Raw genomic sequence first — 12,997 nt, 5'->3', positions numbered from 1 at the left:
AAGTTCAGTGGTAGCCCTCGCCCACCTTGACCTTGCCGCGGAAGACCCAGTAGGTCCAGGCGGTATAGGCCAGCACGATGGGAATGACGAAGAGCACCCCGATCAGCAGGAAGAGCTGTGACTCGGGTGCCGAGGCGGCATCCCAGATGGTGTAGTGGGGCGGTACGATCACCGGCCACTTGCTGACCACCAGGCCCAGGTAGGTGAAGATGAAGACACCCAGGGTCGCCACGAAGGGCAGCCCCTCGCTGCGCCGCTGCACCGAACGGAATACCACGAAGGCGCACAGCAGGGCCAGGCCGGGCAGGATCCAGATCAGCTGGATATGGTCGAACCAGCGTGCCCAGACATCCGGGTTCACGAAGGGAGTCCACAGGCTGATGATCAGGAATACCGTGAGCACCGCGGCCAGCAGCGGTGGTGTGATGCGATAGGCCCACGCCTGCACGTGCCCCTCGCTCTTGAGGATCAGCCAGGTAGCGCCGAGCAGCGCATAACCGGCCATCAGTCCCAGGCCGGTGAGCACGGTGAAGGGGGTCAACCAGTCCAGGGCACCGCCGACGTAGACGAAGTCCACCACCGCGAAGCCCTGGATGTAGGCGCCCACCACGACGCCCTGGGCGAAGGCCGCCACCGCCGAGCCCCAGCAGAAGGCGCGGTTCCACCAGTGGCGGTTGCGGTGCGACTTGAAGCGGAACTCGAAGGCGATGCCGCGGAATATCAATCCCGCCAGCATCAGGAAGACCCCGATGTAGAGGGCCGGGAGGAACACCGAGTAGACCAGCGGGAAGGCGCCCAGCAGGCCGGCCCCCCCCAGCACCAGCCAGGTCTCGTTGCCGTCCCACACCGGCGCCACCGAGTTCATCATCACGTCCCGGGAGTCCTCGTCCGGGGCGAAGGGGAAGAGAATTCCCACCCCCAGGTCGAAGCCGTCCATCACCACGTACATGATCACGCCGAAACCGATGATGAGTGCCCAGATCAGTGACAGGTCGAACATTTCCATGGCTCATTTCCTCCAGGTCGGGGCGGCATCCTGCTCGAAGGGGGTATGGGCGGCCGAGAGCGGGCGCTTGGGACGCTCGACGTCGCCGTCCACGGTCGCGTGCAGTGCTTCCGGCAGCATCCCGTTGCGCACCACCCGGGTGAGGTAGTAGACCCCGGCCCAGAACACCACGGCATAGACCAGCACGTAGCCGATCAGGGTGAACAGCGCCATGCCGCCGGTGAGCGACGGCGTCAGCCCCTCGGCGTGGCTCATCATGCCGTAGACCAGCCAGGGGGCCCGGCCCGTCTCGGTGACGATCCAGCCCGCCAGCACGGCGATGAAGGGCGTCACGGTCATCCCCCGCAGCAATTGCAGAAAGCCACGATGCTCGTAGACCCGGCCACCGCGGCGCAGCCAGAGGCCGGTCAGCGCCACACCGATCATCAAGAAGCCGATCGCGACCATGACCCGGAACGACCAGAAGACGATGGCCACCGGCGGCTGCTCCTCGGGTGGCGCCTCGCTGATGCCCGGCACCACCCCGCTCGGGTCGTGCTTGAGGATGACGCTGGCAAGGCTCGGGATGCCGATCTCGAAGCGATTGGTCTGGGCCTCCTGATCGGGGATCGCGAAGAGCAGCAGCGGCACATGGGAGCGGGTCTCCCAGTTGCCCTCCATCGCCGCCACCTTGACCGGCTGGTGTTCGAGGGTGTTGAGGCCGTGGAAGTCTCCTACCAGCGCCTGGGCCGGGGTCAACACCAGCAGCAGCCACAGGCACATGGAGAGCGCCTTGCGGTTGGCCTCCACGTCGCGGCGGATCAGCAGGTACCAGGCGCTGACCCCGGCCACCACGAAGCCGCCGGTGAGAAACGACGCCATCACCATGTGCGTGAAGCGGTACCAGAAGGAGGGGTTGAAGATTGCCTCGCTCCAGGCGGTGATACGGAAACGGCCGTCGATCAGCTCAGCGCCGGCCGGTGTCTGCATCCAGCTGTTGGCCGAGAGAATCCAGAACGACGAGATGAAGGTCCCGATGGCCACCATGAGGGCGGCGAACAGATGCACGCCCTGGGGGACCTTGCCGCGCCCGAACAGCAGGACGCCGAGGAAGGCCGCCTCGAGGAAGAAGGCAGTGACCACCTCGTAGCTGAGCATCGGCCCCAGGAAGTTGGAGGCCGCCAGCGAGAAGTTGCTCCAGTTGGTACCGAACTGGAAGGACATGACGATGCCCGAGACCACGCCCATGCCGAACACCACGGCGAAGACGCGGGTCCAGAACATCGCCAGACGATCCCAGGCCGGGTTGTTCGTCGTATAGAAGAGGCCGTTGAGCACGGCGATGTAGGACGCCAGACCAATGGTGAACACCGGAAAGATGGCGTGGAAGGAGACCACGAAGGCGAATTGCAATCGCGACAACAACAGGGGATCCAGTTCCATGGCGCATGCCTCGTCGCTGCGATGGGTTCAGGGGGTCGCGAGGGATGCGATCGCACCCGCGGGTGCTTGTTGTGCCTCCGGCCCGGCGCTGACCCAGCCCCGCCGTGACGCATTCCACCTCGACAGCTCGTCCCGTCTAGCCTAGCTCAGGGACGGGGAGACCATGACGCATCCCGCCGATGATCCACCTAAGGGCGCTTTGGGCAGTTTGCGACATCGTCCCGGGACATGATGCCGAACGACGCGTCGATTGCCGCTGTGTCGCGTTGTCGCAGCCAGACGGTCAGACCTGCCCCCCCTGCAGCACCAGGTGCACCAGCCAGCTGGTATAGGCCACGAACATCGTCAGCAACACGGCACCCTCGAGGCGATTGATGCGCCCCGGGCGCCCCCGCCAGCCCAGGGCGAACACCGCCATCATCGCGGTCATGGCCGTCATCAGGCTCCAGTCGCGCAACAGCACCTCGGTGCCCACCTGGATCGGGGTGATCACCGCCGCCAGTCCCACCACGCCCAGGGTATTGAAGAGATTCGAGCCCACCACGTTGCCCAGCACCAGGTCGTGCTCATGTCGACGCAGGGCGCTGATCGACGACGCCAGCTCCGGCAGCGAGGTACCCACCGCCACCACCGTCAGGCCGATGATCAGGTCACTGACGCCGAACCCCTGGGCGATGGCCACCGCCCCCCACACCAGGATCCGCGAGCTGACCACGAGCAGCACCAGGCCGATGCCGGTCCAGGCGAGCCCGGCGCCCAGCGACATGGGATGCACCGCCAGGCTCTCCTCCGTCTCCGCCGCCAGGGGATCGGCTCGATCACGCTGGGCCTGAAAGATGCTGACGCCGATGAAGCCGGCCAGCAGGACCAGCAGCAGCCCCCCCTCCCAGCGGCCGATCACCCCGCCCCACATCAACAGCGCCGAGAGCAGGGTCACGCCGCCGAGCACCGGCAGTTCGCGACGAATCACGCCCGAGTGCACCGCCAGCGGCGAGATCAGCGCCACCAGCCCGAGGATCAGGCCGATGTTGGCGATATTGGAGCCGTAGGCGTTGCCCAGGGCCAGGCCGGGGTTGCCCTGCCCCGCCGCCAGCGCCGAGACCATCAGCTCCGGTGCCGAGGTGCCGAAGCCGATCACCAGCATCCCGATCAGCAATGGCGAGAGCCCCAGCCGTCGGGAGGTCGCCGCCGCCCCGTCGACGAAGCGTTCGGCGCTCCACACCAACAGGATCAACCCCGCCATCACCGCTACCGCCGGAAGTATCATTCGTCTCGTCCCTGGTACATGCAAAGGCGCATGTTTGCCTATGGTATGGGTAACGTCAACGTGTCTCTCTGCGGAGATTCCACACCATGAATTGGCGCGCCGCCGTGCTGGCGGGCATCGCTGCCGGCATCGCGGCGACCGTGGTGCAAGTGATGCTGTGGGCGCTGTTCCAGCAGCCACTGCCCGAGATACTGTACCGCGACGCGCGGCTGGCCGCGGCCATCATTCTCGGCCCCGAGGTGCTGTCGCCACCGGCGTCATTCGCCGCCAGCGTGTTCGCGGTGGCGACGCTGGTGCACTTCGCCCTGTCGATCGTCTATGGCCTGATCGTCGCGGCGCTGGTCGCGCGGCGGCGCCTGGGTGCTGCGCTGCTGATCGGCGCTGCGTTCGGGGCGGCACTGTTCGCGATCAACCTGTACGGCTTTACCGCCGTGTTCCCCTGGTTCGAGGTCGCGCGCGACTGGATCACCTTCGCCGCGCACATCGCGTTCGGCATCAGCGCGGCCAGCGTTTACCGCGGCCTGGCGAGCGGCTGATATCGCGTTTGTCTCGTCTCGGATGCCGCCCTGCGGGCTCCATGCTGCCCTCTGCCCTTGGCGCTTGCCGATCAGCAGCGGCGAGAGCCCCAGCCGTCGGGAGGTCGCCGCCGCCCCGTCGACGAAGCGCTCGGCACGCCATACCAGCAGGACCCGTCCCGCCACCAACGCCATTGCAGGAAGCATCACGAGAGTCCCGCGGGAACATTCAGGGGTGCATGTTTGTCTATGGTGTCGTCCGGGCCAACGTGTCACACTTTCTTACCAGCTGACGAGGGTCCGGCCGCCCCCGGATCGACCATTTCAGGAGAGTGACTGCCGCGGTGCCCAAGCGTTACATTCGAGTCCCGGCCCTGCCTCGGGGCGACCCCCTGGTGGATCGCTCCCCGCCGGAGGTGCGCACCTCGCGTCGACGCCTGCGCGCCTGCCACGAGTGCGACTGGCTGGTGGCCCTGCCACCGCTTCGCCCCGGCGAGAAGGCCGACTGTCCGCGCTGTGGCCACACCCTGGTCAAGCGTCACTTCCGGCCGGCCCAGCGCAGCATGGCGCTGGCCCTCTCGGCGCTGCTCGCCCTGTCCATGGCGGTCTCCTTTCCCTTCGTCAGCTTCAGCGTCGGGGGCATCGGCAACCGCATCGAATTGTCCCAGACCGCCACCACCCTGATCGGCTTCCATCAACCCGTCGTCGCCATCGCGGTGATCCTCACCATCATCGTGCTGCCGGCGGTCTATCTCTTGGGAGTGATATGGCTCCAGCTGGGCCTGCTGCGGGGCGAACCGCTGACGGCCAGTCGCAGCATCGCCCGCTCGCTGGCCCACCTCAACCCCTGGATGATGGCCGACGTCTTCATCATCGGGGCCCTGGTGAGCCTGATCAAGATCGCCGGCATGGCTGAGGTCGAGCTCGGCATGTCATTCTGGGCCTTCTGCGCCTTCGCCCTGCTGTTGCTGCTCACCACCCAGTCCATCGACTCGGACTGGATGTGGTTCTCGCTGGCCGGCGAACCCCGCGCCCCGGAGGGGGCACGCACCGGCGAACCCGCCGCCCCCCAGGGGCTTGCCGGCTGCGCCACCTGCGGGCTGGTCAACCGTCTGGAGGCCGGCCACTGTCGGCGCTGCGGTGAACGACTCCAGTCCCGCCTGCCCCACAGCCTGCAGCGCACCTGGGCACTGCTTGCCGCGGCCGCAATGATGTACATTCCCGCCAATGTCTATCCGATCATGACCACCACCAGCCTCGGCCAGAGCTCCCCCTCCACCATCATCGGTGGCATCGTCGAGCTGATCCAGATGGGGTCCTGGCCGGTGGCCCTGGTGATCTTCGTCGCCAGCGTGATCGTCCCGGTGGGCAAGCTGGTCGCCCTCTCCTGGCTCTGCCTGGTGGTGGAGCGCAGCAATGAGCTCAATGCCGTGACCCGCACGCGGCTCTACCGGCTCACCGAATTCATCGGCCGCTGGTCGATGGTGGACGTCTTCGTCGTGGCCATCCTGGTGGCGCTGATCCGCGCCGGCTCGCTGATGTCGATCACCCCCGGGCCCGCCGCCCTGGCCTTCGGCTCCGTGGTGGTGATCACCATGCTGGCTGCCATGACCTTCGACCCCCGATTGCTCTGGGACGCGCCCCTGCCACACGAGTCCCGGGCAGCACCCAGCAGCACTGGACGAGGAACCCCCGGATGAGCGACTCCCCGCGCGCCGACGACGCCCCCGAACGGGACCTGCACCGCGCCAAGGCCTCACCCCAGGCCCGGCTGTCGCCGATCTGGATCGTGCCAATCGTGGCGATCCTGATCGGCGCCTGGCTGGTCTACGACAACTACCGAAGCCGCGGCCCGCAGATCACCCTGGTCATGGCCAACGCCGAGGGCATCGAGGCCGGCAGCACCCTGATCAAGACCCGCAACGTCGAGGTCGGCAGGGTCGAGCGCGTCAACCTCTCCGACGACCTCGCCACCGCCGTGATCACCGCCCGCATGAGCCCCGACACCGAGGCCATGCTGGTCGAGGACAGCCGTTTCTGGGTGGTCAAGCCGCGCATCGGTCGCGAGGGGATCAGCGGCCTCGGCACGGTGCTCTCCGGGGCCTACATCCAGCTCGAGCCGGGCACCAGCGAGCGCACCTCACGCGAGTTCCAGGTCAGCGACCAACCACCGGTGGCCCCCGCCGGCGCGGACGGCCTGCGCATCAACCTGGTCAGCCACCTGGGCAATTCACTGCGGGTCGGCGATCCGGTGACCTACCAGGGCTACACCGTGGGTCGGATCGAGGACGCCCAGTTCGACCCCCAGACCCGTCGCATGCAGCACCGGGTGTTCATCGAGGCGCCCTACGCCACCCTGGTCACCGACGCCACGCGCTTCTGGTCGGCCAGCGGCATCGACCTGCGCCTCGACACCGAGGGGATCCGGGTCAACGTCGAGTCGCTCGAGGCGCTGCTCGGTGGTGGCGTCGCCTTCGGCGTCCCCGAGGAGCTGCCGGTGGGCAGGCCGGTGCAGCCCGACGTCACCTTCACCCTCTATGCCGACGAGGATGCCGCCCGCCAGGGCACCTTCAACCGCTACCTCGAGTTCGTGCTGCTGGTGGACGACACGGTTCGCGGGCTCTCCCGCGGCGCGCCGGTGGAGTTCCGCGGCGTGCGCATCGGTACCGTGGCCGCGGTGCCCTGGAACTTTTCCGCCCCCCAGCCCGACTCCCGCTCGCGCTTCACCATCCCGGTGCTGATCCGCATCGAGCCCCAGCGGATCGGCGTCACCGGCGAGGAACTCGACCTCGACGAGTGGCGCGAGCGCTTCGACCGGTTGTTCGGCTTCGGCCTGCGCGCCTCGCTCAAGAGCGGCAGCCTGCTGACCGGCGCGATGTTCGTCGACCTCAACTTCCACCGCGACCTGGCCGGCGAGTTCAGGGCCGAGACCTTCGCCGAACGCAGCGTCTTCCCCACCACCTCCGGCGGTTTCGCCCGGATCGAGTCCCAGGTCACCGACCTGCTCGACAAGCTCAACGGGCTCGACATCGAGCCGCTGCTCGCCGGCCTGGACCGCAACCTGTCGGCGTCCGAGGCGATGCTCGGCGAGGTACGCGAGCTCTCCGCCTCGCTGCAGGGCGTGCTCGACGATCCCGACACCCGGGGCATGCCGGCCAACCTCAACGCCACCCTCGAGGAACTGCGCCAGACCCTGCAGGGGCTGTCGCCGGAGTCCGCCGCCTTCCAGGAGCTGAGCGGCGCCGTGGAGCGTCTCGACCGGCTGATGCGCGACCTGCAGCCGGTGGCGCGTACCCTGAGCGAGAACCCCCGCGCCCTGCTGTTCGACAATCTGGACACGCAAGACCCGCAGCCGCGGGCACCGCGACGAGCCCCCTGAGGAAGGATGCCCATGAGACTCCAGCTCGAGACGACGAGGCACTGGTCGATCGCCGCCATTGCGCTGCTCTGGCTGACCGGCTGCGCCACCGCCAGCTCCCCCGCCACCCGCTACACCCTGCCCGAGGGCAGCATGGCCGCCGCCCCGGCCGACGGCACCGCCGAGCACCTGCTGCTGGTACGGCCGCCGCGGCTCGCCCACTACCTGGACGTGGACGGCATCGTCTACCAGCTCGACGACATCACCCTGGTCGAGGCCAGGGAGCACCAGTGGGCCGAGGCCCTGGGCCGCCAGCTCGAGCGCGGCCTCCGGGCCCGCCTGGCCACCCGCCTGACCGACACCCGGGTGCTGCTCGACGACGGCAGCGACCGCGGCACGGGGGCGATCAGCCTGCGCCTCGAAGTCGACCGCTTCCAGGGCCGCCACGACGGCCTGGCGGTGGCCGGCGGTCAGTGGCAGCTGCGTGCCGGCGACGGCCGCCTGCTGGCCATGGACGGCTTCCGGGTCGAGACCGAGCTCGACGCCGACGGTTACCCGGCCCTGGTCCGCGCCCTGGGCCGCAGCTGGGACAGGGTCGCCGACCAGATCGCCGCGGCGGTACGTCGGCAGCGCTGACCTCCCCCGCCGGCCGGCCATGCACTACGCTTGGAAGACGACCGCACACAGGGATGTCACCATGCACGAGACCGCTCGGGAGTCCTCGTCCCGTCATGCCATTGCCCTCGAGCTCCAGGCCCTCGCACAGCAGGCCCGCGAGGCGCTGCTGACTGTTCTGGCCACCGAGAGCCCGCCCACCGCGCTCGCCGGTCTCGACGACGCCGTCGAGGCGCTGGCGCGCATCGAGGCGCTCGCCCAGCGCCTCGACTTCATCGACCTGCCGATGCTCGACGACGTTCGCAGCAGCGTCGACCGCCTGGCCTGCGAGCTCTATCACCAGGGAGCCTGCGACGCCCTGGACGACAGGGCGCGCACGGCCTTCATCGACCGTCATGCCCAGGGGCTCACCGCCCTGGAGGGCATCGGCACGGCCAGCGCCCGCCGACTGTTCGCCCACGGCATCAGCAACCTCGAACAGCTGCGCGCCCTCGAGCCGGAGGCGCTCGACGAGATCGAAGGCCTGGGCGGCACCATCCTGGCGCGCATCAAGGCCAACCTCCATCGGCCGGCGCCCTGAGCCTCCCGGGGCAAACGCAGTTGCCATAGCGAGGGACGCCGCGCAGGTCCTGCCCGGCTGAGTCTCCGGACGAGAGCTGTATTACTCGCCGGGATCTGGCATAATGCCCCCTCGCGGCGATCGCGGGTCCCTCCTGCCGCGCCAGATTCCTTTTTCACGCCCCGGCCCGGGACTGGCCACGCCGCTTCGCGTGCGTGGCGCGAGCGGGGGCGTTTCTGCGGAGACCGCATGACATTTTCCGAACTCGGCCTGCGTGCCGAACTGCTTCGCGCTGTCGAAGAACAGGGCTACACCGTTCCCACCCCGATCCAGCGCCAGGCGATACCCGCCGTGCTGGCGGGCGGCGACCTGCTGGCCAGTGCCCAGACCGGCACCGGCAAGACCGCCGGCTTCACCCTGCCGTTGCTGCAGCGGCTGGCCGGTGGGGCACGCCCCGGCGCTCGCCAGATCCGCGCCCTGGTGCTGACCCCCACGCGTGAGCTCGCCGCCCAGGTCGGCGAGAGCGTGGCCGACTACGGCCGCCACCTGAAGCTGCGCTCCCACGTGATCTTCGGCGGCGTCGGTCAGCAGCCCCAGGTCGATGCCATCCGCCCCGGCCTCGACGTCCTGGTGGCGACCCCCGGCCGACTGCTCGACCTGCACCAGCAGAGGCACGTGGACCTGTCGAAGGTCGAGATCCTGGTGCTCGACGAAGCCGACCGCATGCTCGACATGGGCTTCATCCACGACATCAAGAAGGTGCTGCGGGTCCTGCCCGCCAAGCGTCAGAACCTGCTGTTCTCGGCGACCTTCTCCGACGAGATCCAGCAGCTCGCCAACAAGCTGCTCGACGACCCGGCGATGATCGAGGTCGCGCGCCGCAACACCACCGCCGAGACCGTCGACCAGGCCATCTACCGCGTCGACCGCGAGAAGAAGCGCGAGCTGCTCGCCCACCTGATCACCGCGCACCGCTGGCACCAGGTCCTGGTCTTCACCCGCACCAAGCATGGCGCCAATCGGCTGGCCGAACAGCTGTCCAAGCAGGACATCCCGGCCATGGCGATCCACGGCAACAAGAGCCAGTCGGCACGCACCAAGGCACTGGCGGCCTTCAAGACCGGCGACCTGCAGGTACTGGTGGCCACCGACATCGCCGCCCGCGGCCTCGACATCAGCGAGTTGCCCCATGTGGTCAACTTCGAGCTGCCCAACGTCGCCGAGGACTATGTCCACCGCATCGGCCGCACCGGGCGTGCCGGCAGCGAGGGCCAGGCGGTATCGCTCGTCTGCGTCGACGAGCACGGCCTGCTCAAGGGCATCGAGCGGCTGATCAAGCGCGACCTCCAGAAGCGTATCGAGCCGGGCTTCGAGCCCGATCCCAATGCCAAGCCGGAGCCGATCGAGAACGGGCGAGGTGGACGCGGCGGGCGCAACGGCCGCTCGCAGGACCAGGCGCGCCGCGGCAACGCCGGCAATCGCGGCAATGCCGGACGCGACGGCAACCGCAGCGGCGACGAGGCCCGTGCCCCGCGCCGTCGGCGCAGTCGCGGCCAGGGATCCCGTCAGGCCTGACGAGGCACTGGCGAACTGCATCGTGATATGCGAATGTAAGCCGTTCTCTACCGGGAATGCGTCAGGAGTGACCATGGACTCACGCCCTCAGCACCACGACGCCGGCGGCGAGGCAGGCCGCCAACGGGAATGACGCGGCCATGCTGAAGCGTCTGCTGGGCAAGGCATCCCTCGAGGTCTGGGCGATCAAGCAACTCGACCCCGACCTCATCCACCTCTGCGGGTTGGGAACCCTGAGAACGCGCCTGAAGCGCAAGGCGGCACTCGCGGCGCTGGCCAGCGGGACCTTCCAGGGCGCGGTCCACATGGCCGGCAGCGGGGTGATCCTCAATGCGCGGCTGTTCGCGGCCCTCGTCCCCGTCGAGGAGCTTCAGCTGCTGCCCGACGGGCATGCCCGCTGGCGGGGGCGGGACTGGCGAGTCGCCAAGGTCCCCCAGCGCTGCTGGACCCACGAAGGCCGCCTCGTCGCCCAGGTGGGTCCCCATGGCAGCCCCGCCGGCCTGGTCAGCAGCGAGGACGTCTCGGGCATTCGCCATCGCGTCGACCAGGAGCCCCTCCGGCTCACCAGAGTGGTCGACTTCCGCCCGGCCGATGCCCTGGAGGACGACCCCCGCATCGTGCCCAAGCGGGACCAGCACGACGACGGCAAGTGGCGATCCTCCGGCCAGCACAGGGAGTGGCGACATGACGACGACCACTGAACGATACGCCGCCGACCGGCGTCGGACGGTGGCGACCTTCATCATGCTGATGGTGCTGGTGGGGCTCAACCTGCGCCCGGCCCTCTCGTCCCTGGCGCCGCTGCTGACCCGTATCCAGCAGGATACCGGCCTCTCGCCGCTCGCCATCGGTGCCCTGACCACCCTGCCCGTACTCTGTCTCGGCCTCTTCGCCCCGCTGGCGCCCTGGCTGGCGAAGCGTCTGGGCCCCGAGCGCACCCTCGCCGCCGCCCTGCTGATGCTGGCCGGCGGCCTGCTGCTGCGCGGCGTCCCGTTCGCCGCCCTGCTGTTCGGCGGCACCCTGCTGGTCGGGGCGGCGATCGGCGTGGCCGGCACCCTGCTGCCGGCGCTGGTCAAGCGCGAGCTGCCCGCCGGCGCCGACCTGATGACCGGCGTCTATACCATGGCGCTGTGCCTCGGCGGCGCGCTGGGCGCCGGCCTCAGCATCCCTCTGGCGAACGCCCTGGGCGGCTGGCATGCCGGCCTGGCCAGTTGGTCGGCCCTCACCGTCCTGGCCCTGGTGGCCTGGCAGGCACTGGCGCCGCGGCGCCAGGCGCCGGTGCCGATGCCGGGAGCCGCCGGTTCGATGCGCGACCTGCTCGGCCAGCCGCTGGCCTGGCAGGTGATGCTGCTGATGGGCTCCCAGTCGTCGCTGGCCTATATCGTCTTCGGCTGGCTGCCGACCCTGCTGGTGGCCCGCGGCTACGGCGAGGCCGAGGCCGGCTGGATGATGGGAGCCTCGGTGATGGTGCAACTGGTCTCTGCCCTGGGTGCCCCCTGGCTGGCACGGCTGGGGCGCGACCAGCGCCCCGCCCTGCTGCTGGTGCTCGGCTGCGTGGCCGCCGGTCTCTGGCTATTGCTGCTGGGCCCGGTCGGCTGGCGCTGGGCCGGCGTGGTGCTGCTGGGGCTCGGCCAGGGCGGCAGCTTCAGCCTGGCGTTGACGTTGATCGTGCTGCGCACCGGCAACTCGCGGCTGGCCGGCAAGCTCTCCGGGCTCGCCCAGGGCGGCGGCTACACCCTGGCGGCTCTGGGCCCCCTGGGCGTCGGCATGATGCTGCAGCTCGAGGTCGGCCTGCCCGCCCTGACCCTGGTGCTGCTGCTGGTGACCGCCATGGCCGCCGGCTTCGCCTGGCTGGCCGGACGCAACCGGCGCCTGGAGATCGACGAGGACGGACGACTGGTGACCCGGCGGTAGCCGCCCACCCGGCAGACAACCGCCGGCGCCGCTTGTGGGAGTTTGGCTTCCACAGGGGGGTAGTTTCCCAGCCTGGCAGGAGCTTTGCTCCGACGGCTGGTAGTTTCCCTGCCTGTGGAAGCTTGGCTCCGCCGAGCGATTGGCGCCGCAGGCGCCTCGGCGGTAGCCGCTGACGGGGCAGACAACCGCCGGCGCCGCTGCGCGCCGCATCGCCCCGCAAAGCGTGGCTCCCACAGGGGGGTAGTTTCCCAGCCTGGCAGGAGCTTTGCTCCGACGGTTGGTAGTTTCCCTGCCTGTGGGAGCTTGGCTCCGCCGAGCGATTGGCGCCGCAGGCGCCTCGGCGGTAGCCGCCAACCTGGTCGATGACCGCCCAGCGCCGCTGCGCGGCGAATCGCCCCGCAAAGCGTGGCTCCCACAGGGGGGTAGTTTCCCAGCCTGGCAGGAGCCTTGCTCCGACGGTTGGTAGTTTCCCTGCCTGTGGGAGCTTGGCTCCGCCGAGCGATTGGCGCCGCAGGCGCCTCGGCGGTAGCCGCCCACCCGGCAGACAACCGCCGGAGCCGCTTGTGGGAGTTTGGCTTCCACAGGGGGGTAGTTTCCCAGCCTGGCAGGAGCTTTGCTCCGACGGCTGGTAGTTTCCCTGCCTGATAGGGGTCGGGAAGGCTTAGCCTCCCCGCCCTCCGAACCGTGCGTGCGGTTCTCCCGCACACGGCTCTCCAGTCGATGGTTTCAGCATCGTGATTGGCTCGCCTTCCGCCAGGCTTCGGTC

The 12,997-nt window shown here is 69.1% G+C and carries 11 protein-coding genes and 1 pseudogene; 8 read left to right on the top strand and 4 right to left on the bottom strand.

What is annotated here, in order from left to right:
- Positions 1 to 4: 4 nt before the first annotated feature.
- The 3 genes from cydB to AC5W54_RS20550 all read right to left on the bottom strand — a co-directional run bounded on the left by cydB (position 5) and on the right by AC5W54_RS20550 (position 3,695).
- Entirely contained in the window at positions 5 to 1,006 is a 1,002-nt protein-coding gene (cydB, locus tag AC5W54_RS20560; protein WP_495963963.1) for a cytochrome d ubiquinol oxidase subunit II, read from the bottom strand.
- 3 nt (positions 1,007 to 1,009) lie between these two features.
- Positions 1,010 to 2,428, bottom strand: a complete 1,419-nt coding sequence (locus AC5W54_RS20555) for a cytochrome ubiquinol oxidase subunit I (RefSeq protein ID WP_495963962.1) — start codon at positions 2,426 to 2,428, stop codon at positions 1,010 to 1,012.
- A gap of 283 nt (positions 2,429 to 2,711) precedes the next feature.
- Positions 2,712 to 3,695 (bottom strand): calcium/sodium antiporter, encoded by a 984-nt coding sequence (locus AC5W54_RS20550; RefSeq protein ID WP_495963961.1) that lies wholly within the window; start codon positions 3,693 to 3,695, stop codon positions 2,712 to 2,714.
- 86 nt (positions 3,696 to 3,781) lie between these two features.
- Between AC5W54_RS20550 and AC5W54_RS20545 the strand changes: the two genes are divergently transcribed.
- On the top strand, positions 3,782 to 4,231 hold the full coding sequence (locus AC5W54_RS20545) for a hypothetical protein (protein WP_495963975.1): 450 nt from the start codon (positions 3,782 to 3,784) through the stop codon (positions 4,229 to 4,231).
- A gap of 66 nt (positions 4,232 to 4,297) precedes the next feature.
- Here AC5W54_RS20545 and AC5W54_RS20540 read toward each other — a convergent pair.
- A pseudogene (locus tag AC5W54_RS20540) lies at positions 4,298 to 4,420 on the bottom strand (calcium/sodium antiporter); the annotation flags it as partial.
- 134 nt (positions 4,421 to 4,554) lie between these two features.
- On the opposite strand from AC5W54_RS20540, the gene AC5W54_RS20535 reads away from it, so the two are divergent.
- The 7 genes from AC5W54_RS20535 (at position 4,555) to AC5W54_RS20505 (ending at position 12,231) form a co-directional block, all read left to right on the top strand.
- Positions 4,555 to 5,910, top strand: coding sequence for a PqiA/YebS family transporter subunit (locus AC5W54_RS20535; RefSeq protein ID WP_495963960.1), 1,356 nt, complete (start codon positions 4,555 to 4,557; stop codon positions 5,908 to 5,910).
- A complete protein-coding gene (pqiB, locus tag AC5W54_RS20530; protein WP_495963959.1) occupies positions 5,907 to 7,589 on the top strand; it encodes an intermembrane transport protein PqiB in 1,683 nt (560 codons plus the stop codon). Before AC5W54_RS20535 ends, pqiB begins: the two co-directional genes overlap by 4 nt.
- 12 nt (positions 7,590 to 7,601) lie before the next feature.
- Positions 7,602 to 8,204, top strand: a complete 603-nt coding sequence (locus tag AC5W54_RS20525) for a PqiC family protein (protein ID WP_495963958.1) — start codon at positions 7,602 to 7,604, stop codon at positions 8,202 to 8,204.
- A 61-nt stretch (positions 8,205 to 8,265) separates the two neighbouring features.
- Complete coding sequence (locus AC5W54_RS20520; protein WP_495963957.1) at positions 8,266 to 8,763, top strand: helix-hairpin-helix domain-containing protein; 498 nt, start codon at positions 8,266 to 8,268, stop codon at positions 8,761 to 8,763.
- A gap of 228 nt (positions 8,764 to 8,991) precedes the next feature.
- Entirely contained in the window at positions 8,992 to 10,317 is a 1,326-nt protein-coding gene (locus AC5W54_RS20515) for a DEAD/DEAH box helicase (protein WP_495963956.1), read from the top strand.
- Positions 10,318 to 10,457: 140 nt separating this feature from the next.
- Positions 10,458 to 11,018 carry a hypothetical protein gene (locus tag AC5W54_RS20510; protein ID WP_495963955.1) on the top strand — a complete coding sequence of 187 codons (561 nt, stop codon included), beginning with the start codon at positions 10,458 to 10,460 and terminating at the stop codon, positions 11,016 to 11,018.
- Entirely contained in the window at positions 11,002 to 12,231 is a 1,230-nt protein-coding gene (locus AC5W54_RS20505) for an MFS transporter (RefSeq protein WP_495963954.1), read from the top strand. The genes AC5W54_RS20510 and AC5W54_RS20505 overlap by 17 nt, the downstream gene beginning before the upstream one ends.
- Positions 12,232 to 12,997: the final 766 nt, after the last annotated feature.

It is taken from the genome of Halomonas sp. LMYGS-3 (assembly GCF_059509875.1).
The sequence above is the reverse complement of the archived record's forward strand: the minus strand, read 5'-3'. Positions and strand labels throughout refer to the sequence as shown.